At 64.7% G+C, this 20,131-nt stretch carries 16 protein-coding genes; 11 read left to right on the top strand and 5 right to left on the bottom strand.

Annotation, left to right across the window (positions count from 1 at the left end; genetic code table 11):
* Positions 1-21: 21 nt before the first annotated feature.
* The 10 genes from NXI30_12700 (at position 22) to NXI30_12655 (ending at position 13,210) form a co-directional block, all read left to right on the top strand.
* A complete protein-coding gene (locus tag NXI30_12700; protein ID MCR9095070.1) occupies positions 22-1,125 on the top strand; it encodes a hypothetical protein in 1,104 nt (367 codons plus the stop codon).
* Between the two features lie 8 nt (positions 1,126-1,133).
* Positions 1,134-2,552 carry a hypothetical protein gene (locus NXI30_12695; protein MCR9095069.1) on the top strand — a complete coding sequence of 473 codons (1,419 nt, stop codon included), beginning with the start codon at positions 1,134-1,136 and terminating at the stop codon, positions 2,550-2,552.
* Positions 2,552-3,982 (top strand): CHAT domain-containing protein, encoded by a 1,431-nt coding sequence (locus NXI30_12690; GenBank protein ID MCR9095068.1) that lies wholly within the window; start codon positions 2,552-2,554, stop codon positions 3,980-3,982. The genes NXI30_12695 and NXI30_12690 overlap by 1 nt, the downstream gene beginning before the upstream one ends.
* A gap of 5 nt (positions 3,983-3,987) precedes the next feature.
* Positions 3,988-5,379 (top strand): hypothetical protein, encoded by a 1,392-nt coding sequence (locus NXI30_12685; protein ID MCR9095067.1) that lies wholly within the window; start codon positions 3,988-3,990, stop codon positions 5,377-5,379.
* Positions 5,380-5,432: 53 nt separating this feature from the next.
* Positions 5,433-6,881, top strand: a complete 1,449-nt coding sequence (locus NXI30_12680; GenBank protein ID MCR9095066.1) for a tyrosinase family protein — start codon at positions 5,433-5,435, stop codon at positions 6,879-6,881.
* 2 nt (positions 6,882-6,883) lie between these two features.
* Positions 6,884-7,639, top strand: a complete 756-nt coding sequence (locus tag NXI30_12675) for a DUF2182 domain-containing protein (protein MCR9095065.1) — start codon at positions 6,884-6,886, stop codon at positions 7,637-7,639.
* A gap of 1,287 nt (positions 7,640-8,926) precedes the next feature.
* Positions 8,927-9,691, top strand: a complete 765-nt coding sequence (locus tag NXI30_12670) for a hypothetical protein (GenBank protein MCR9095064.1) — start codon at positions 8,927-8,929, stop codon at positions 9,689-9,691.
* A 23-nt stretch (positions 9,692-9,714) separates the two neighbouring features.
* Complete coding sequence (locus NXI30_12665) at positions 9,715-10,476, top strand: phage Gp37/Gp68 family protein (protein ID MCR9095063.1); 762 nt, start codon at positions 9,715-9,717, stop codon at positions 10,474-10,476.
* Between the two features lie 2 nt (positions 10,477-10,478).
* The gene (locus NXI30_12660; GenBank protein ID MCR9095062.1) at positions 10,479-11,777 is read left to right on the top strand and encodes a three-Cys-motif partner protein TcmP; all 1,299 of its coding nucleotides are present in this window, start codon (positions 10,479-10,481) and stop codon (positions 11,775-11,777) included.
* A 635-nt stretch (positions 11,778-12,412) separates the two neighbouring features.
* Positions 12,413-13,210, top strand: coding sequence for a hypothetical protein (locus tag NXI30_12655; protein ID MCR9095061.1), 798 nt, complete (start codon positions 12,413-12,415; stop codon positions 13,208-13,210).
* Between the two features lie 15 nt (positions 13,211-13,225).
* Here the strand turns inward: NXI30_12655 and NXI30_12650 are convergent, their stop codons facing one another.
* The 5 genes from NXI30_12650 to NXI30_12630 all read right to left on the bottom strand — a co-directional run bounded on the left by NXI30_12650 (position 13,226) and on the right by NXI30_12630 (position 18,170).
* Complete coding sequence (locus NXI30_12650; protein MCR9095060.1) at positions 13,226-13,804, bottom strand: nucleoside 2-deoxyribosyltransferase; 579 nt, start codon at positions 13,802-13,804, stop codon at positions 13,226-13,228.
* Positions 13,805-13,926: 122 nt separating this feature from the next.
* Entirely contained in the window at positions 13,927-14,754 is an 828-nt protein-coding gene (locus tag NXI30_12645; GenBank protein ID MCR9095059.1) for an ImmA/IrrE family metallo-endopeptidase, read from the bottom strand.
* Positions 14,754-16,502, bottom strand: a complete 1,749-nt coding sequence (locus NXI30_12640; GenBank protein ID MCR9095058.1) for a hypothetical protein — start codon at positions 16,500-16,502, stop codon at positions 14,754-14,756. The genes NXI30_12645 and NXI30_12640 overlap by 1 nt, the downstream gene beginning before the upstream one ends.
* A 162-nt stretch (positions 16,503-16,664) precedes the next feature.
* Positions 16,665-16,805 carry a hypothetical protein gene (locus NXI30_12635; protein MCR9095057.1) on the bottom strand — a complete coding sequence of 47 codons (141 nt, stop codon included), beginning with the start codon at positions 16,803-16,805 and terminating at the stop codon, positions 16,665-16,667.
* Between the two features lie 141 nt (positions 16,806-16,946).
* A complete protein-coding gene (locus NXI30_12630; GenBank protein MCR9095056.1) occupies positions 16,947-18,170 on the bottom strand; it encodes a hypothetical protein in 1,224 nt (407 codons plus the stop codon).
* Between the two features lie 764 nt (positions 18,171-18,934).
* Here NXI30_12630 and NXI30_12625 point away from each other — a divergent pair.
* On the top strand, positions 18,935-19,747 hold the full coding sequence (locus tag NXI30_12625) for a site-specific integrase (protein ID MCR9095055.1): 813 nt from the start codon (positions 18,935-18,937) through the stop codon (positions 19,745-19,747).
* Positions 19,748-20,131 lie beyond the last annotated feature (384 nt).

The following is a 20,131-nucleotide window of genomic DNA, read 5'->3' as shown; positions in this document are numbered from 1 at the left end:
CCGCCCAAGGAGGACCCCCCTGTGTTCAAGCTGCGCATCATCCAGGCCGATTTCGGCGATTGCTTCATCCTCGAGTACGGATCGGAGTCGAACCCGCGCTTCAGCCTCATCGACGGCGGGCCGGAGGACGTCTACCGCGACCACCTGCGGCGACAGATCCGCCACGTCCGCAACGCGGGCGGCAAGTTCGACGTGGTCAACGTCAGCCATGTCGACGGTGACCACATCGTGGGACTGCTCGACTTCTTCGCCGAGCTCGAGGAGGACCAGGCGGAGGGCGATTCGCCCCTCATCGAGGTGGACAACGTCTGGCACAACTCGTTCACCGAGGCGATCGATTCGGACGGCAGCATCCAGGCCCGGATGGCGGCAGCGCTGGGCGCGGCAGGGACCGCCAGCATGCCGATGGCGATGGCGGGCTTCCTCGGGCTCGGGCAGGGGAGCCGCTTCCGGCGGCTCGCCGTCCTGCTCGGACTACCCCTGAACGACCAGTTCCCCGACGGGCTGATCTGCGTCGACGACGCACCAAATCCCCTCGAGTTCGGGAACCTCAATCTCCACATCGTCGGGCCCACCCGCGCGAACCTAGACGCGCTGAAGACGGAGTGGGCGGAATGGCTCGACGTCCACGAGGATGACCTCATCAGCGGTGAGTCCCAGGTGATGGCCAACGCGGACCAGAGCGTCCCGAACCTGAGCAGCGTCATGATGATCGCCGAGGCTCACGACAAGACGATCCTGTTCACGGGCGACGGACGCAGCGACCACCTGCTCGACGGTCTCGGCGATGCCGGCCACCTCGACGACGACGGAAAGCTCCACGTCGACGTCATGAAGGTTCCGCACCACGGGAGCGACCGGAACGTCACCAAGACCTTCTTCAAGAAGGTCACTGCCGATACCTACGTGATCTCCGCCAACGGCCACCCGGACAACCCGGACCTGTCGACCTTGAGCTGGATCGTCGAGGCGGCGAAGGCCCAGGAGCGCGAGATCGACATCATCGCGACGAACCGGCGCAACACGCTGACGAAGCTGCAGCAGGAGTTCCCCGAGAACGAGTTCGGCTACGACCTCAAGATCATGCCCTCGAATCATCACTTCAAGACGTTGACACTCGCGTAGGAGCTCCGATGGCGATCATCCTGAAGCAGCGATTCGGGCTCGTCGTCCTTCGAATCGCCCTCGACTTGTCGGGATCGGAGACCTGGGTGCTCTTCGACCTGGAGGGGGGAGGCGAGGGACACGCGGAGCCCCTGATGCCGCAGCAGCGCGTCCCGATCGAGGAGATCGGCGTGCCCGAGCGGCTCGAGCGGCGAGCCACACTCCGCCAGGGCATCCCGTTTGAACTTCCCGACTCCGTCCTCGACGCGATCGGGGCCGCGCTGGAGCACGACCATGGGGCGGACGACCCGGTCTGGATCCACCTGGTGAAGCCCTGCGGATACCTCTCGATGGTGCCCTGGGAGCGTCTCCTCCGCGAGCGACTCCCGCATCCGCTGCTGCGGCTGCCGGACTTCCTCGTCGACTCGAGCCACGGTGCACCCGGCAGGCTCGAGGTGGCGATCTGCAGCAGCAGCCCCATCGCCAAGGAGGACTTCCACCTCGTGGAGACGCTCGAGAGCCTGGTCGACATCCTGACCGACGGGCACGTCCGGGAGCGGGTCCGCGTCCACGTCTTCGTGGAGCCGGTCTTCCTCGACGAGCTGCAACGCCGTCTCCAGGACCGCGTCGGTCCCGACGGACCGGTCCGCCTGCACGAGCCCTCCGGCGCCGGCGACTACGGCGCGCCCGAGCGGGACCTGACAATCCGCAGCGACGACAGGATCGTGAATCCCTGGCTCCTCTGGATGCAGGACGCTCTCTCCGGACGTTCGATCGACGTCGTGCACTTCCTCGCGCACGGGTACGCGGCACGCGGGCAGGGCGCACTCGCGCTATCCGAGTCGCCCCGCCAGAACGAAGACCTCCGCATGGCACGCTTCGTCGGCGCGCCGGAGCTCAACAGCTTCTGCGAACGGATCGGCGCCTGGGGGACGGTGTTCTCCTCCCCCGATCCGAGTCACTCGGAGATGGGGCTGCGCGCATTGGCGTACGAGCTCGCGGAGCTGCGACCGGGCCCGGTGCTCCACCACGAGCTCCGGCTCGACCCGAGCTGTCTCGCACTCCGCGAAGCCGAGCGATTCCTGTTCGGCTCCGCCGAGGGCCCAGCCCCGTCGCCGCCACCCCGATCGCCGGCCCTCTTCCTCTACTGCCACCCCGAGCTCCTGGGCCAGACGACCACGGAGGAGGAGCAGACCGCGCAGGCGATCCTCACGTCCGACTTCAAGAGCCTCCTCGAGGACATCCGCCTCACCGAGGAGAGTGTGCCCACCTGGCTCTCGGCGAGCGAACGCTACATGCAGAAGCAGTCGCTGGAGATCGGACGCCTCACGGAGCAGATTCGCAGCGGCAGCCTCCCGCGAGCCAGCTCGGACGTCGAGGAGCTGACGGACACCCTCGGCAAGATCCAGAGCATCGTGGCGGACTTCTCACGACGGGAGCGTTCCTGATGGGCGACCGGACGGTCATCAGTCTCCATGCGTCGTACCAGGACGCGGCGCTCTTCCGTCTCGACAAGGGTCAGGCCAACGGGCACGAGGCGATTCTGCAGCCGCTCGACTGCGACCCCCCGGACTGGTCGGTGCCGCAATCCGTTCGGCAACACGGACAGCGGCTCTGGGCCCAGCTTCGACAGGATCAGGCCGTCGCGGCGGCGCTCCAGAACGCGCTGGCCGCACCCCCGGGCGAGATCAGCCCGATCTTCTTCCGGATCGCGGGCGTCTCCGATTCCGAGCTGCTCTCGTGGGAGACCCTTTGCAGCGACGCTGGGAAGTTCGTTTCCCTTGAGCGGGTGTCGCCCATCGGCCGGATGGCGGACTCGACGCGACCGCTCTCGGCCAACACCGCGGAGTTCAGCCTGCCGCTACGGCTCGTCGCCGTGCTGGGCGTGCGGGAGGATTCCGGTCTGTCGGAATGGCTTGCGCTCAAGCAGACCGCGGTACGAGCCCACGACGCCGGCCTCGAGCTGGAGATGCAGCTCTTCGTCGCAAGCGAAGCGACGCTTGCGACGATTCGCGGCGAGATCGATGCCGACGGGCTCGAGGCGTGGATCCAGGCGGACGAGGTCCCCCCGAACCTGGCCGAGCTCGAGCGTGCGTTGGCCGACGCCAGGGCCAACATCCTCCACCTCTCGTGTCACGGCAGGACGAGTGCCGGAATGACGGAGCTGCACATCGCGACCCCGTTGGACATCGCGACGGGCGCGAGTGGCTCCTCCATCCAGCTGACCGGAAGCGACCTCGCCTCCATGCCCGGCCTGGATGGCGTCTGGCTCGTCACGCTGAGCTGCTGCAAGAGCGGCCAGGCCCCGGCGAACGGACACTCCCTCGCGCACCTCCTCGTCTCCGAGCGGGGCGTCCCGGCGGCGATCGGCATGTTGGAGCCCGTCAACGCGTCGGACGCCAGCAGCTTCGCTGCCGACTTCTACCAGGCATTGTTCGGCCTGCTCGACGACGGGCTGTCGGGCCTCGCCTTCGGGCAGTCCCTCGAGATCGAGTGGGCGGCGGCGCTCCACGCGCCCCGCCGCAGCCTGTGCCAGCGCTACCAGGGCGACGCCGAGAACAACCGCGAGTGGGCGCTGCCCCTGCTCTACGTGCGTCCCGATGCCTTCGTCTTGACCCTCGAGGACGCGTCTCACCGGATGGACCCGGAGACGTTCGCACTCATGCAACGGAAGGCGGACCTCGTCGCCGGGCAACTCCGGGTCATGCAGGTCGATGCGCCGGAAGACATGCGCGACGCGCTCCTGGATCTGCTCGATGGCTATCCGCCGGAGCTGGTGCCCGACCGGAACGGCAACTTCCCCCATGCCTCGGCTCCGGAGCTCCACCCGCCGACGCAACCCGAGCCCGCGACCGAGCACCGGGCCGGGGTGGGCTGATCCCCTTGACGCTTCCCGAGAGCCTCTCGATCAATGCGTGGACCGGTGACGAGGTCGCGAGCGCGGACGCGCTCGCCGAGGGGGGTAGGAACTGGGCCCTCCACGAACGTGGCCGCCAGCGCCTGATGCTCGCCGCCGAGTCCCCGCCCGACCTGCGCGACTTCCGAGACGAGCGGGTGGGATGGGGGCTCCTGCTTCCCGAGAACCCCGCGCTGACCCCAGCGGAGCAGGCCACGGCGGCGGACGCGCCGGAGCCGATCCAGAAGCTCCTGCTCTCCCGCCCGGGGTCGCCCGTTCTTCGCTACGCGCCCGACTTGGCTCCCGAGGCGCTGCGTCGCTACCGCGCCGACGGCGGACACGCCGACATTCCGCTGACCGGAACGAAGCGCGGTACCGGCCCGGGTCGGCTGCCGCTCTACCTGCTGATCTGCGCAGACCCGAGCGACGTCCCGTGGGCCATGCAGTACGTGCTGAACCAGGGCTTCTACGTTGGACGGCTACGGCCGTCGATGGAGGGACTCGATCGCTACGTGGATGCCCTGATCGATGGATGGGCGGGCGCGGAGTCGAGGCCGACGCACCCGGTCGTCTGGGCAACGGACCAGGACGCGATCTCGCACCTGATGCGCGTCTCGATCGCGGAGAAGACGGCGGAGCGCCTTCACCACGACTCCGACGTCCAGCAGACGACGACGCTCTTCGACCAGGCGGCGACGGGCCCGGCGCTCATCGAGGCACTCGCGCAGGAGCGCCCCGGGCTGGTCGTGACCACCAGCCACGGCATGACGGGCCCGACCCACGACCCGGACGCGATGCGCGCGCAGCTCGGCGTGCCCGTGGACGACGGCCACCACGTGCTGCAGGTCGATGCCCTGCTGGACGCGTGGCAGCCGGACGGCGCGATCTGGTACGCGCACGCGTGCTGCTCGGCGGGAGGCGATACGGGCACGATCTATCACGGCCTGCTGCCACAGGGTTCCGCCGCTCTCCGCGTGGTGGACGGGGTCGCGGCGCTGGGCGCCCAGGTGGCACCGCTCCCGGAGCGACTCCTGGGTGCAGAGAAGCCCCTGCGCTCCTTCGTCGGCCATGTCGAGCCGACGTTCGACTGGACGCTGCAGCAGCCCGAGTCCAAGCAGCTGATGACCGACGGCACCGTGCGCGCGCTCTACGAGGGCCTCTACCAGGCGCGACCCGAGACCATCGGCATGGCCTTCGACGTTTGCCATCGGGCGGCGGGCGACCTCTTCGGGCAGCTCGCCCAGCTCCGCGACCACTCGCCGCTCGGCGACCCGAACACGCGACCCCGCGCGCTGCGTCTCCAGCTGACGGCGCTCGACCGGCAGAGCCTGGTGATCCTGGGCGACCCGACCGTGGCACCTGTCTCGGTGGCCCCGTAGCCCCGCCCGCAACGCGCAACGGACTCGACACACGACACACGAGGAGGAAACTCATGGCAGGGACGCGAAAGGACATCGCGAGACTCGGCACCTGGTCCGACGAGCTCGTCTGGTACGCGCTGGCCGTCGGAGAGCTCCGCTCGAGGGCGCTGGCGACGCGGACGAGCTGGCTCTACCTCGCCGCGATCCACGGAATCAACGGCCAAGGCTGGCTCGACCAGGGGCTCATTTCGAGCACGACGCCGGCGCCGGGTCGCGTGGAGCGGGGCCGCCTGTTCAACCAATGCCAGCACGCCGGCTGGTTCTTCCTGCCGTGGCATCGCGGCTACCTGGCGGCCTTCGAGAGTATCCTCGCGGACTGGATCGCGAGCCAGGGCGGTCCGGCCGATTGGGCCCTGCCGTACTGGAACTACCTGGATGCGTCGAACTCCGCGGCTCGGGACATCCCTCAGGAGTTCCGGGACCCCACACTTCCGAGTCATCCCGCGACCACCGCGGGAGATCCGAACCCGCTCGCCGACGCGCTGCGCGGCCCCGCGGCGTCGCTTGGGCCGCAGACCTGGATCGCCAGCGACATCGACCTCGCAGCCCAGACCGAAGACACGTACACGTCGGACCCCGGATCCCTCGGATACGGAGGTCCGATCAGCGGCTTCGACCAGCAGGGCAACGCCTATGGGGCGATCGAGAGCAACCCCCACAACTTCGTGCACGTCATGGTCGGCGGCGGACGAACTACCGGGCCCGATGGCTGGATGTCCGATCCCTCGTTCGCTGCCCTCGACCCCATCTTCTGGGTCCACCACTGCAACATCGACCGCCTCTGGGCGGCCTGGATGGACGATCCACAGAACGACCAGGAGCGGAGTCAGCCCTGGCGAAACGGTCCCTTCCCACGCCAGTTCGAGATGCCCCGACCCGACGAGAGCCTTGAGGTGTTCGTCCCGGAGGATACGCTCCCGGGTGGCCGGCTCGAACCGACCTACGACTCTCTGACGAGCGGGACCGGCATCGCCCCGCCGGGCCCCGGAGTGGCGGCCGTGACACGACCGGGCTCGACTTCGACGTCTCTCATCGCAGCGAACGACGCTGCGGTCACGATCGAGCGTGGGCCGGTCCGGACCGAGGTCACATTCGCCGCGGCCCCGGGGCCGCGCGTCGCTGCGGCCGGCGAAGAGCGCGTCTTCCTCAATGTGGAAGGGGTGCGCGGAGAGGCCGCGAGCGGCGTCCTGAACGTCTCCATTGCGGCGCCCGGCACGGGTGAAACGGTGACCGAGACCCTGGTCTTCTTCGGACTCCGGGAAGCGTCGAATACCGACGGGGCGCACGCGGGAAACGGGCTCTCCGCGACGATCGACGTCACCGAGAAGGTGCAGGCACTGGAGAGCGCTGCAGGCGATTCGCCGGGAACGCTCTCGGTCGAGATCTCGCAGCCCGAGGAGGCTGCGATCCGGCCGATCACGGTGGACCGGGTCAGCCTCTACCGGCGTCGTCGAGGCTGAGCATGCGCAGGTTCCAGGCGTTCGCCCGGCAGCTCGGACGGGGGCCGATGCCCTGGCTGCTCGCTGCGAGCGGCGGGGCTTTCGTCGTCATGGCCGTCCTGCCCCACCACGGCGGGCTGGGGATGCTCTGCAACCGCGCGCGGGAGGCCGGGCTCCCCGGTGCCCTCGAGGCCTGGAGCCACCTGTGGGCACCAGCCCGGGTCGCTGCAGACTGGGCCGTGATGGTGGTCGCCATGATGACGCCGCTCGTCTCGATGCCGATCGCGTACGTGCGCAACGCGAGCCATCCGAGGGCGAGGGGCGCCGCGACCGCGGGCTTCCTGTGGGCCTACGGGGGGCTCTGGCTGCTGTCGGCGATCCTTTTCGTCCCGCTCGTCGTCGCCTGGTCGATCGTGCTGCCCGGCGTCGCAGGCGGCCTCTTCGCGCTCGCACTCGCGGCAACCTGGAGTGCCTCTCCCTGGGCGCAGCGCGCCCGGAACCGCTGCCATCGGACGGTGCGGATCGGTGGCCTTCCAGGAACCGCGTGGTCCGACGGCTTGCGCCAGGGACGCGCCACCGCGAGCGGCTGCATCATCGCATGCTGGCCATGGATGCTCGTCCCGATGGTCGTCGAGGCACCGCACGTCGCGTCGATGCTGGTCGCGACCGTCTACTTGTTCGCCGAGCGGATCGCACCGCTCTCTCCCCCTGCATGGCGCATCCCGCCGGGCCTCGAGTCGATCTTCGGCTCACCGAAGTTCGCTCGGTCCGCCGGCTGAACGGGGGGCCATCACCGGAAGCCACGGCCTTGCGCTCGTCCATCCTCGCTTCGCTCTTCGTTTCTTGTCTGTTCGCCGTGGGCTGCGCGGGGGGCCGTTTCGGACCAGTGGATCGGGATTCCTGGCTCCGTGTTCGGCACCAGGTCCGATAGCTCCCTGCGACGTCCACCACGGGCGTGGGGGGACAGGCCGCGTTCCTGGGCCCTGCTTCGCCCCGCTGATGCTCCGCCACGCACGGTCGTCCAAGCAGGAACACCGTGATCGTGGCAGGTACCTTCACTCCGTCAGGAAGCGCCACAAGCATTTTGGATCGACGCATCCTGTCACTCGACTTGATTCCGCTGCGTCTACGTCTGCCTCAAAGAGATGAGACCGTTGCCCCGTGTCGACGATCAGCGGACCATCCGTCGTGGGCCGAGCTCCCGTGGCACTTGCTGGGCTTTGCTCGAATATGAGCCAAACAATCCTGCCGCACGTGAAGTGGCACGTGTCGCTTGTGCGCCCCAAGAAGCTCATCTGGGATGAGCTGCTCGTCCTCCGCACTCTCGGGTGAATCTCGCCGATGGGTGAGCCGTGCCAGCGATCGTTGATCGGCGTGCCGAGATTCCGCCCCATCGTGCAGGCTGACGAGGACGTCCACCGCTACTGGCACGTGAGGCTCCCGCAGCCGCTCGTGGCTCGGGCTTCGCGACGAAATTTGGACCCCCGACCCTCAGGTTCGAAGCATTGAGCAAGGGCTCGAAGAAACAGGGGGTTACGTGAAAGTGCTTGGCATACGCCGGCATAGAGCGGAATAGGGCAGGCGGTTTGACGGCGCGGAATCGGATTGACGGCGATAGACGGCGCGTGTTTCCACCGTATACGCCGGCAAGAATCTCGCTGACGTTGGGCCCGCAGCTCGGACCATGGCGTCGACTCGCAGACCCAATCTCCTGGAGGACTGGCAGCGCGCCTGGTCCCAAATACGGGGGGCACGTCACTCCCAGTACTTCGTACGGGAGACCATCTCCCACGCGTCCTCGTAGGGAACGGTCTTTGTGTCAGCTGCCAATAGGGAGCTTTTCGCACGAGGGAATCACCGGGTCTGGGGCCGGCTCGTCGACCATGGACCAGCTCATGTCGCGGACTTCGTCGCTGAGCTTGGGAGCGATTCTCGGCGTCCGTAGAAGAGGAGGGGCCGTATCGCGAGCGCGGCCTCTCTTGTGGGTTCCCGAAGGGGTACGCGATATAGAATGGGAAGTTGCCTGTTTTCGGTGTACTTTCGCCAATGGACTCGAGGGGCGTCAGATGAACGAAAATGCACCGTTTGATGCTGTCTGGGCCCAAGGGCCGGCCGAGCTCTTGGCCCAGGCTTTGGATGTCTTGGCCGCTGGTCACACGGAGAGGAGCGCTCGAATCGCGTACCTGCTCGTCGACAATTGCGTCGAGCAGGCGCTGCGCACGTATCTCCTCTTGCCGGCAAGGATCTCCGGGCACCGAGCCTCAAGAAAGCGGCTGGCCGAGGCCGGCAGCAGCTTTCCTGCTCTGCTTGATGCGCTCGAGGAGATCGCACCCGAGGTTTGCGAGGACCTTGACCTTGGCGCGATTCAGTGGCTGCACCAGCTTCGCAACGAGCTCTACCACCAGGGTATAGGGATGACAGTTCGGAGGGCGAATCTTGAGCTTTATCTCGGCCATGCGGCCTTAGTACTCGAGCGATTGTTCGGAGTCCAAGTTCCGCCATCTCGGCTCGCTGACCTCGAAGTGATCGGTCGCGTAGCAACTTTGGCGAACCGGCTTGTGTCAGCACTCAGATATGCTGCGTCGGACCATGTGCTCGTTGCGCCTCGTCGGGTTGAGCACCTGTTGAGCTTTCTGCGTGACGTGCTCGGCGACGATGAAGTGCGGTTGGTTCGCACATTCTTGCGTGTTCGGCATAAGCTGCTCCACGCAGAGGACACCGTCGAGAGCTTGCTGTCGGGGACGGACCTAGACCGCATCGAAGCGCTCGTCATCGATTTCGAGCAGATTGGCGACCTCGGAGTCGGCCATGAGATTCGCCATGGCCTCTAGCGCATCGATCTCGGAGTACAGCGATGTCAACTCGTAGCCGCATTGAGTGGACTGAGCTGACGTGGAATCCGACAGTCGGCTGCACCAAGGTGTCTCCCGGGTGCAAGCACTGCTACGCGGAGACGATGGCGGGGCGGCTTAAGGCCATGGGCTCGCCGGCCTACAAGCAGGGATTTCGTCTCAATACCGTTCGCGAGAGGCTCTCCGAGCCGACGCGTAGGCGGAAGCCGACAGTCTATTTCGTCAATTCGATGAGTGACTTGTTTCACCAGGGCGTTTCCGACGCGTTTCTTGATGACGTGTTCGGCGTAATCGCCGACTGCGCGCACCATACTTTTCAGGTGCTGACGAAGCGTTCCGGACGGATGGAGCGCTATTTCCGGAGCCGCAAGGTGCCGCCGAACGCCTGGCTTGGGGTTTCTGTGGAGGACCAACGCTACGGCATCCCCAGAATCGGTCATCTTCGTGAGGTTTCAGCACGGTGCCGATTCCTGTCAGTGGAGCCCCTCCTCGAAGAACTTGGGGAGCTCGACCTTGCGGGGATTCACTGGGTGATCGTCGGGGGTGAATCGGGGCCCAGAGCGCGGCCGATGAAGCCCGAATGGGTGGATTCGGTCCGCAGCGAATGCGAGCGTCAATCGGTGCCGTTCTTCTTCAAGCAGTGGGGCGCGTTCGGTCCCGATGGTGTGCGCCGAAGCAAGAAGGCCAATGGTCGAGAGATCCGTGGGAAGGCCGCAGACGGTCTACCTGTCTGGGCATTCGACCCAGCGAGGGCAGGGCCCTAGAGATGCCGAGACGCCCGTATCAGTGGGAACAGGGTGGCAGACCGCCTCCTATCGAGGCGCACAGTAGAGCCAAGCACGCGATTCTCGATCGCTACGTTGAGCGATACATCGAGGTCTTGTGTGCGCTTCCGCAGCGTGAGTCGATTCACCTAACGCTTGTCGATGGTTTCGCTGGCGGCGGCCTCTACTGGAACAACGACGAGCAGGCTCTGCACCCAGGGTCTCCGCTGATCATGCTCGACGCTGTCGAGCGTGCCGAGCGTGTCGTCAACGAACGCCGAATGGCTCAGGGCCAGCGGACACTGCTTAGGGTGAAGGCGGAGTTTTTCTTCGTCGACATCAACAAGGGGAACGTCGAGTGTCTGAAGAAAGTACTCGCCGAGTCGCGTTTCGCTGACCGGGTCGGGGAGGACGTCCACGTTCTTGCGGGTGCGTTCGAATCTCATGCGGAACGTATCATCTCCCGAGCCGAAGGCTCGAGCCGAGCGGGTCGCTCGCTGTTTCTGCTGGACCAATACGGCTACAAGGATGTCCCTGTTCCGCTTCTTCAGAAGATTCTCGGTCGCTTGCCGAACGCTGAGCTTCTGGTCACGTTCGCCGTGGATTCGTTGACGCAGTACCTGAGCGAGAAGAATCTTGAGAGCCACAAACGTGTGTTCGATGAGGTTGGTCTATCGGGCCTAGTAGATCTAGAAGGCGCGCTTGAAGAGCGTTCGCAAGAACATGGATGGCGCTGGCTTATCCAGCACCAGCTGGCGGGAGCGCTTCGCAAGGGGTCGGGGGCGGCGTATATGACCCCATTTTTCAATGTCTCCGAGACTAGTCACCGAGCCTATTGGCTGGTGCATCTCTGCCAAAGCCAGCGGGCGAACATGGAGATGAAGGCGTTGCACTGGGAGTTCGCGAACCATTTCCGGCACTACGGGGCTGCAGGGCTCGATATGCTTGGATACGACCCGACTCGTGACGACGACCTCGTGGGGCAGATTCAGCTCGGATACGATTTCGATATTCCGGCTAGGAAGCGCAGCATTGGTCAGCTCGTGGCCGAATTGCCGAACCGCCTTACAAGCGAAGGCGTGGCATACACGTCCCTGTTTGAGTCGGTTACGAACGAGACTCCGGCGTCGGATGCGATGATCCGGGAAGTCCTAGACGCGCTGATGTCGGAGCGCCTTGTCGAGGCTCGAAGTTCCGATAGTGGCTTTCGCCGTTCCGCTGCAAGAATCAAGAGCACCGATGCGATTGCGCTTCCCTCACAGCGGGTATTCTCATTTCCTGGCGGTTCCCGCAAGAGCTGACCGCGCAGGGGCAAGTATTTGAGAGCCGAAACGATGGTGCCTTCGGCGGCATGCGCGCGGGAAAGGGATAGCTACTCGATGGCGATTCCGAGCGGGGCGAGGTCGAGCGCATCGTCGCCGCGGCAAGAGTAGGTGAGGCACCGCTTCGTGGACGCTCTGGAAGCGTAGCGAGGGACTAACGTCTACGTATCCGTTGTTGCGCTTGATCGGCCACTCGCGGCTCCCTGCTTCAATCGGGAGCTCGGAGAAAAGCGGCTACTGCGGCCCAGATCTAGCCGCCGGCGATGGCGGGACAACAATTCATGGTGTCGAGTTGAGCCGCTTGCAGATACGAGAATTGTGGTGGCGTCAAGTGCTGGTGATTGCTTGCGGAATCGATTCGTGGACTCGACCTGTCGAGGGACTGATGGCCAAGATGACCAAGAGAGGGGGGGCACGTCACGCACGTCAGGGTGCCGTAGCGACTTTTTGGTTCTAGGTTGTTTAGGAGGTTCGTCAACACAAGAACGCGGAGTGACGATATGCGATTCAAAAAAGGTGTCGCGGCGGCGGCTCTGGGACTCGGACTGGCAACACCGACGATTGCGGCATCCGAGTCGGTCTCATCGGGCGGCTGTCCAGCGTCGGAAGTCTGCTTGCTGCAGACGCGACTGAACCTCCGCGGCCATCAGCTCGTCGTGAATGGAATTGTTGGGCCGGACACGATCAAGGCGATGTCGCGCGCGCTTAGAGACGAGCCGTACGGACGGAACGTCACGCAGCGCTTGGACGAGATGGCGACCGAGATCCGGGCGCTCAAGGCTCAACAGCGGGCGCATGGACATCAACAGCCGAAGGAGCCGACCGAGGATTCGCTCTTTTCGACGGTCCGACTTCTAGATCTAGCTCTTGTGGCCATCGGCACCCTCGTCGCCGGCGGCGTGCTGCGTCTCCATTGGATGCAGAGCGCTCGCGATACGACGCTAAAGTGCCTTGATTCCTATCTTGCGGTCTTCAAGGACCGGGTGGCGGCTGAGAATGCGGCCGCGGATCCCGCAATGCGCAAGGCGCAGATGGAGTCGCACTTTCGTGGGTTGCTCGATCTCCATTGGGCCGAGATGTTTCTCTGGCAGCAAGGGGTCCTCAAGGATGAGCCTTACCGGCTCTGGCTCTGCCAGCGGCGCCGCGACTATTTCGCTGGTGTCGCGCACGACGTCGGTGACGGTAAGACCGTTTCCTACCAGGACGTGTGGGAGATGCTCTCCCGTACGAAGTACTGGGAGAAGGACGACACGTTCCACCTGCACATGGACGCCATTCACGGAGAGGCGGAAACCGGCATTGCGGCTGGAGAAACCTGGGCCGATGCGGACGATGAGGCTATCGACAAAGCGCTTGCGATCGCGATCGAACGCAGCACCGGGCGCTGGCGGCGGTTCTTCGGAATCGCCTGAGTGGGACGAGCCTAACTAGGCACGCCTCAGAATTCGGGCGAGGGTCTCGATGGCAAGCTCGACCGGAATCGCGCCGGGCTCTGCGCCGTCCTTCGGCCGGATTATCATCCCGCCGCTGGCAGCGATTCCGCAATCAATCATTAGGTTCTCGACGCACCCGAAGTTCTCGACTTCGTAGCCTTGGGCGTCCTCGACACTGCCCGACGGCCGCCGGCGGATCTTGCCGTCGATGCGCTCGATCCAGCGAAGAGAGCGCTCCGCATAGAGGGCGGTCGCTTCCGTATAGCCAACGACTGGCTTGCCGAGCGCGCGAGCGAAACCGACTTCGTACACGGTGCCCGGATCCGCACTTGGCCCCCGGAAGGGCGAGAGATTGGCGAGCACGCCATCGCAACGGCGGATAAGGTTCTCGTTCGCCTCGCTAATCCTCGCAGCGAAGAGCGAGAGATCGGGATCCGGCTCAACGCCTGCATCGAGAGGGAAGAGGCCCTCGAGGCCCTGATCCGCGCAGAGCCGCTTCAATCGCTCCGCGGCGGCTTGGGGATCGCGTTCAAAGACATCAGGTCCGGCTAGATAGACCTGCGGGTGTGCCATAGCTCGTTCCCCTGGGTTTCGATGGATAGCGCGAAAGGCGAAAGTGTAGCGAAAATTAGCCGTCTCGCCACGGATGACTGGCGCCGTGAGGCGGCACGTCGATGCACGGAGCCGATGATGGACTATCGAGGGGCTGCACGCTCTTGTGGTTCCGCAAGGGCACGGAAGGCCGCGATCACGGTCCGGCCCGGCCCCGGGGATGCGGCGACGAGGTACTCGCCCGTCTCGAAGCTGCCGAAGCTTCGTTTGAGCGCGTACTTGCCCTCGACTGGATTTGCGGTCTCTAGGGCTTCAACCACAGGGCCGTCACGGAATCGGTAGTGGCGTGGAAGGTAGGTACCGCGCGGGGCCATCGCCCAGACGACGCGGGGCGCGATCTTGTCTTCGCTTTGGGGCTTGCCCCGATACGCGACGCCCACAATGCCGTGCCACGGGAATCGCCCCGCCCGAATCGCTTGGTTCGCGACGGCGCTCGGGGTGACACCGAAATGGTCCGAGAGTCTCCAGCAGTCATTGGGGCCGAATTGCGGCGGGATCGCGCTCTTGGGGCAGAGAAGTTCTCCGGCGAACTCATCACAGAATCGCTCCTCAGCTCGACTTCGGGCGCGGACGCGCTTCGCACCGTGCGGCGTTCGCTTGAAGAAGAACGTGTGACCGAGCTCGTGTGCGATCGAGAAGCGGAGGCGGTGCATTCCGCCCTTGCCGAGAATCTGGCCGTAGCGGACTTGGAGCTGCGCGCCTTCGCTTTGGCTAGTGACGAGAAGCGTCGCCTCCTCGCGGAATTCGCCCCGGAGCGGCACGAGCCGGCAGCCAAGGTGCTCGGCGACTTCCGAGATCCGGATCCGCTCCGTCTCGGGCGCGCTCCCGCGCACAGCTTGGGCGAGGCGTCTTGCAATTGCCGGGTCGGGCTCGGGCGCGACGAAATCGTGGTACCAGGCGGTGGTGTCCACTAGAACATCGAACCCTGTCCCGGGTCGTCCTCATCATCCCCGTCGTCGGAGTCCGGTAGATCATCGTCTTGCTCGGACATCGGCGCGTGTTCCGACAACGCGTCGACCATCGATCTCTTGAGATCTTCGTGCGTCGCTACGTTGAGGTCTTCGCGATGCTGTGTGTCGATCATTCGCTGATGGTCTTCGAGCGTAAGGTCGTTCTCAAGAGCGGCGTCGCGCGCCGCCAGATGGATACGGTGCGAGCCGATCTCGGCGGCGGTCGGCCCGAACCACTCAATGTGCATGATATCGGCCACACTCGCCGCGACGATTTCGCGCTGATGGTCGGTCAGGTCGGGATGGGTGTAGAGCTGGATTGACCACAACTCGCGATGTGAGCGCAGGATCTCGGCCGCGTGGGCGCCATGGTGCGCGTCCCAGTTCTTGAGCGGGACCACACTGCCCTTCGCCTGTACGAGTACCCCGGCTGCTTTGAGGCGCATCGCCGGATCGGGAACCGAGAGGAGAACGTAGTGCGCCGGGATTTGGGCGTAGCGTGCGGCGGTGCGCTCGACCTCGGCCCGCGCCGCCGATGTGCGGTACCGGGCGAAGATCTGGTCCGCTCGAATCAGCTCCTCGACGCCAGAGGTCCGATACTTCGACTTGTAGAGCTTCCGTTCGCGAACGCCGCTTGCGAGCTCGGCGACCGCGGGAAACTTCGATGCCGAGAGATTGTCGAGAAGGGCGTCGTCACCGAGTTTTCGAAGCTGCTGCTCGACTGCTTCGGGGCTGGTCTCGTGGATCCAGATTGAAATCGCGCGTTCGAGCATGCAGTCGGCAGCGACCTTGGCGTGGTGGTTGAGCACACGCTCGCCGAGCTCGTAGCGGTAGCGCAGGTACTTGAGCACCTCAGTCGTGACGTCGGCCCTGTAGCGGTCATCCTTGTAGATGCGGAGCGCAACTCGCTTCGGGTAGTCGGGGTTGTCGCTCTGTGTGACCATGAACGACGAAAAGAGCCGGCGACCGAATCCGGCCGGCAAGCCGGTGTAGTAGTAGTCGCGCCACAGGTAGTCGATTAGGTCGGCGGAGATCGTGTTGCCGACCAGATCAGCGACGAATGGGTACTCGGACCCAAAGGGTTCCGCGCCCTCCGCCGTCTGTTCTTTGGAGAGCACGAGGTGGCGGAGCTCTCTCAATAGCGGCGGCTTGATAGCCGCGTGCACTTTGGGGCCCAGGCGCTCCCAGAGATCCTCGAAACGCGGTCCGTTCGCGTCGTGCCTGACAGCGAGTTCAGCGTCGTCTTCGATCGTGTGGCCGTAAGGCACGTGGCAGTAGTCGTGCAGCAGTGCGCCGAGCCTCGCCAGCACGAGCGAGCGCGCGATGTGATTCGCGGCGTAGGTGGGGCCCGCCTGTGCCCACTCGAAAAACAGATCGTCTCGAGCCTCCCTGGACCCGCGACTATCGAGCGCCTCTTCGTAGAGTTCCTGGACCACGTGGAGCGCGCCCAAGGAGTGCTGAAACCGGGTGTGGGTCGCACCGGGGTAGACGAGATGCGCGGTGCCCAATTGACGAAGACCGCGGAGCCGTTGGAATCCAGGGCTGTCGATGATCAGCTGTTCGAGGCCCGTGGTCGCGATGTCGCCGTGGATGGCGTCTGTGTTCGTCCGCGCCGGTTGGAGCAGTTGCGGCGGGATATCCCACGCGGGCGGGATAGGAGGGCCGGGCACGCCCGGAAGGTCAGGATTGATGAGTTTCCATGCCTGCATTCTAGCTCTCACCCTTAGAGGGTTCTTCGGTGTAGCAGCGCGAGTGGAGTATAGGACAATCGCTGGTCGGCCCCGTGGGGGGCGTGGCAGGAGTAGCCGACGACATTGGCGGCGAAGCGGCAATATCCATGGCCGGGGGCGTGAGTGCGCTCGACCCGTTGCTCAAGTCGACGTTTCGGTCCACGAGAGCACGTTCTCCGACGCCTGGCAGTAGAGATGCGCCGGGTCCGGATCCATGATGCATTGGGGCATCTCGACGTCGTACCACCCGTCCAGATACCACCAGTGGTAGGGGCTCGCCATGTAGTCCTCGAGCAGTGGCGCACCGCACGCGGACCTCGACGTCCGTCTATCGTTGTTGCGACGACGGCGACTACTTCGAGCGCGTCGTGGCCGCAATCGGGAAGTCCGCAGATTGGGCGACGAACCCAAGGAATCGCGGCTCTAGAAGTCGGGCCCTGTCTCGTGCTCTCCCGCCTGATCAGCCTCAGGCTCGCCTGGCGGGATCGTCGTGAAACCCATGTCGGGAATCTTCAGTGCGTGGCTGAATAGCACCTGGCCAAGAACGCTCTCAGGTGCGCGGAAGTCTCGGCGGAAGGCGTTTACCTCCCATCCCTGCGCGAGGGCTCGCTCGACCATGCGTTGAATCGCGCCAGGCACAACGTTCGCCGCATGTTTACGCGACTTCGCTTCTCGCAGATAGAACGCCGCCGCATCCTTGGCGGCCCTCCAGATGAAGCTGTAGACCTGCCCGACAGAGAAGCTTCGCAGCGCGGTCTGAATCACGTGCACGGTCCTGTCGCCCGGACTAAACGTGAAACCGTGGTCATCGAGTACGACTTCGAGGTACTGGAGGCACTCATGCAGTGCGACCAGACGCTGAAGTTCCGCGACTTCGAAAGAGTGAAGGTCTTGCCAATCTGGGTCGGCGATAGCGGACTCGAGCTGCTCAAGTACTTTCGCTACCGATGGACCGTCTTCGTCTCGGAGCAGTAGCCAATGCACGCGAAATGGGATGAAGCTCTTGAATGCCTCATCTTCAATCGTGACGGAATCTGCGGATGAGCCTGGATGAACGCTCAGAATGCGTCCCTCAAAGAGCTCGTCAAGAATCACACGCGCGAGGCGCCCCGTTGGCGCGAGGGTTCCTCCATGTCCGTCGTACGGGAACAGAAAGGAGAAGTCCTCCGATGCCAGCGACCGAAGCGCGCTAACGAGGAACACCGCTTCGCGAAACGTGACTCCGTCCCGATCGAGATGCCTGGGTTCGCGCCGGTACGCAGCGGCGTCAAGAATCTCGTACCGACGATCCGCCTCCCGCTCGGCCCTTTCCGCTGCTGCACTGCGCCGGTCGTTCGCGCAATCAGCACATACCCACTCGCGATGCCTACCGTCCCGCCGGATCTCGGTCAGGTTGGCGCGGCTGTTCACGACTCGACCGATTCCGCAATCGGCGCAGCCAAACTCGGTCGAGCGCGCAATCGACGCCGCTGTGACTGTCTTGAGCACTCGCGCAGACGGAACGCCGAACTGGCTCGCAAGGTCGGCAACCTTGTGGACGAACGCACCGGACTCGTCAGTCCGCCAATACTCTCTGCAGAGTGCGTGATGCTCCCCGCTCTCTGGCAGAAGCGAGAGTTCGAACGTGGGGCTCCGACCTTCTTCCATCGCTTCTCCAAGGCCAAGCTGCGGGGATTCTGTGCGCGTGCTGCAAGTGTGGAGCCCACCCGATCGCGGGGCCAACTATCGGGTCCGTCGCACCCCGCAGGGTGTCGCTCAGACCGGTTCGTCCGTACACCGGCAGTAGATGGTTAGCTTGTTCGAGTTTGAGCCGGCCTGAACCGCGTAGAGGGGCTCGGAGATCGCGTCGACACGCCGTCCCCAGTCCCACGTTACCCAAGGATGGTCTTCCTCGGACCACCGCACCTCGCTCTCTGCACCACAGCGCGGACATCGCTCTTGGCTGGTCCATCTCTCTCGTGCAGCCATGGATTTACTCCCTGATTCAGTCGTGGCGAGATGGGCGGATCGCACCGTTGGACGCGGCCCTTTGAGCAGCCTCTGAGGAGAATCGAGTGCAGATTCTCCTCATGCGAAATCCCTTCTCTCATCTCGACCTAAAACAGACCGAGCTCGCCGAGCGGCGCGCGCGAGAGGCCCACGCGATTCTGCGGTGGCTCGCCGAGCTGTACGTCTTCGTTCTCAACCCGCGACGCGCCATTCGAACGCGCCTTCGAATGCGAAGGATAGGGTACGACGGCCGACGCACGCGCAGGAAAATGCGAAAGGTCGAGGTCATCTCGAGAGCGCGAGGATCTGCGGCCAGCGCTGAATCTAGCCGCAAGTAGCTGAGCAGCTTCGCGCGCTCGGCTTTGCCGGGCTTATGAAACCCGGCCCGCGACATCGGCGAGCTGATGCGTCGGATAGCGACGGTGGCAGCGACCGAAGTTTCCACGGTTGACGTGTGGTCGCGGTCGGACGTGGAGCATCTGATCTCAACGGCACGCGAGCACGAGCCGCAGTTTGCGCCCCAGCTTGTCATCCTCTTCAACACCGGGCTTCGCCGCGGCGAGCTTTTGGGCCTCAAATGGGACGATGTCGACTTCGAATCGATGAGAATCTCGATTCGAAGGTCGCTCTTGGACAAGGGCCATGTGAGCACTCCCAAGAGCGGCAAGTCTCGGCACGTTGCGATGTCGCCCGTGGTGGCGGACGAGTTCTTCTCGCTGCTCGCTTTTCGTCGCCAGCAGCGAATCGACAACGGTTGGGCGGAGATTCCTGAGTGGATCTTCTCGTCTCGCGCGGGCACGCAGCTCTCGCCGCGAAACCATCAGCGCGTGTGGGATCGCGTCCGTATCCGAGCCCAGGATGAGCACGGAGTTCGCCCACTCAAGCTCCACTGTACCCGCCATACCTTTGCAACGATGGCGCTCGATGCCGGCAAGAGCGTTAAGTGGGTGGCGCAGGTCCTGGGCCACTCCGACCCAGCGCTCACGCTTCGCGTGTACGCCCACGTGGTCAAGGGCGATGAGTCCGATATGAATTTCGCAGATCTTGGCGGCGCAAGACGGCGATATACGGCGCGGCCGGAAATCGATGGGGTGGGGGAGTCGCCTAACCCATTGATTTCAATGGCACGCCGGGAGGGATTCGAACCCCCGACCCTCAGGTTCGAAGCCTGCGGCCCACCCAGATCTAGGCGTTGCTCCGCGAACGCGGAAGGTCGGCTTAGATGCGCGAGATGACGCTGCGGTCAGCCGAGGCTTTCAGAGCGTTGGGCCGGATGGCCCGGCGCGAGACTTTTGACGAGTGCCGCCACGATGCTCACCAGAGCAGCCTATTGCTGATGAGCTGGCACCCGGAGGGCTCTCCTGGTGATTTCCGACTGCCCGCACACCTTCCTACCCAACGCGTAAACGTCGCAGTCCAAGGGTCGGCAAGAGGTGCTGCGCGAGCGCTGATGCCTATCGGAGCCGGTGGCCGATGGCGACAAGCCGAGATCGCGTCGGAATCTTCCGATCTCCTGGGGCTGGAACTCTCAAAGCGATCGCTCGGTTGCTTGTCCCTAGGTCCTGGAGCTCGTCCACTTGCGGCGAGTGCGGCAGGCGGGTCTCTAAGCAGTCGGGTGG

The organism is bacterium, assembly GCA_024742285.1.
GTDB lineage: Bacteria > Myxococcota_A > UBA9160 > UBA9160 > UBA4427 > UBA4427.
Note: the sequence above shows the minus strand (reverse complement) of the source record. Positions and strands in the feature narration are given on the sequence as shown.

Coding starts and splice junctions, on each gene's coding strand:
- NXI30_12675 (MCR9095065.1), top strand. CDS start 6,884: ATGCGCAGGTTCCAGGCGTTCGCCCGGCAGCTCGGACGGGGGCCGATG.
- NXI30_12695 (MCR9095069.1), top strand. CDS start 1,134: ATGGCGATCATCCTGAAGCAGCGATTCGGGCTCGTCGTCCTTCGAATC.
- NXI30_12680 (MCR9095066.1), top strand. CDS start 5,433: ATGGCAGGGACGCGAAAGGACATCGCGAGACTCGGCACCTGGTCCGAC.
- NXI30_12690 (MCR9095068.1), top strand. CDS start 2,552: ATGGGCGACCGGACGGTCATCAGTCTCCATGCGTCGTACCAGGACGCG.
- NXI30_12630 (MCR9095056.1), bottom strand. CDS start 18,170: ATGGAAGAAGGTCGGAGCCCCACGTTCGAACTCTCGCTTCTGCCAGAG.
- NXI30_12660 (MCR9095062.1), top strand. CDS start 10,479: ATGCCGAGACGCCCGTATCAGTGGGAACAGGGTGGCAGACCGCCTCCT.
- NXI30_12640 (MCR9095058.1), bottom strand. CDS start 16,502: ATGCAGGCATGGAAACTCATCAATCCTGACCTTCCGGGCGTGCCCGGC.
- NXI30_12670 (MCR9095064.1), top strand. CDS start 8,927: ATGAACGAAAATGCACCGTTTGATGCTGTCTGGGCCCAAGGGCCGGCC.
- NXI30_12665 (MCR9095063.1), top strand. CDS start 9,715: ATGTCAACTCGTAGCCGCATTGAGTGGACTGAGCTGACGTGGAATCCG.
- NXI30_12650 (MCR9095060.1), bottom strand. CDS start 13,804: ATGGCACACCCGCAGGTCTATCTAGCCGGACCTGATGTCTTTGAACGC.
- NXI30_12635 (MCR9095057.1), bottom strand. CDS start 16,805: ATGGCGAGCCCCTACCACTGGTGGTATCTGGACGGGTGGTACGACGTC.